A 363-nucleotide genomic window follows, 5' to 3' on the forward strand; every position below is an offset into this window, starting at 1 on the left:
AACTGAGTGTTGCGTCAAAAGTACAAATCGTTGCTCAGGGTTTTACCTATTTGCTTAAGTATCAAGCATTCTGCTAAATACTTAAGCAAGTAACATACCGCTCTGAACATCGTTAGGGGAGCTATATATATGGCCGGTATTCTGGACAGTGTTAACCAACGAACTCAGCTCGTTGGGCAGAATCGACTGGAATTATTGTTGTTTAAGCTTCAGGGTCAGCAGATATACGGAATTAACGTTTTTAAGGTTAAAGAAGTATTGCAGTGCCCTAAGTTAACTATGATGCCACAACGACATCCTGTTGTTCGCGGTGTCGCGCATATTCGTGGTGGAACTATCCCTATTATGGATATGGGGATGGCA

General features: G+C 42.1%; 1 protein-coding gene. It reads left to right on the forward strand.

Going from position 1 to position 363, the window contains the following annotated elements:
* Positions 1–129: 129 nt before the first annotated feature.
* Positions 130–363: chemotaxis protein CheW (locus A3729_RS10685; RefSeq protein WP_197475788.1), on the forward strand; the 234-nt coding region annotated here is incomplete at its 3' end.

It is taken from the genome of Oleiphilus sp. HI0043 (assembly GCF_001634935.1).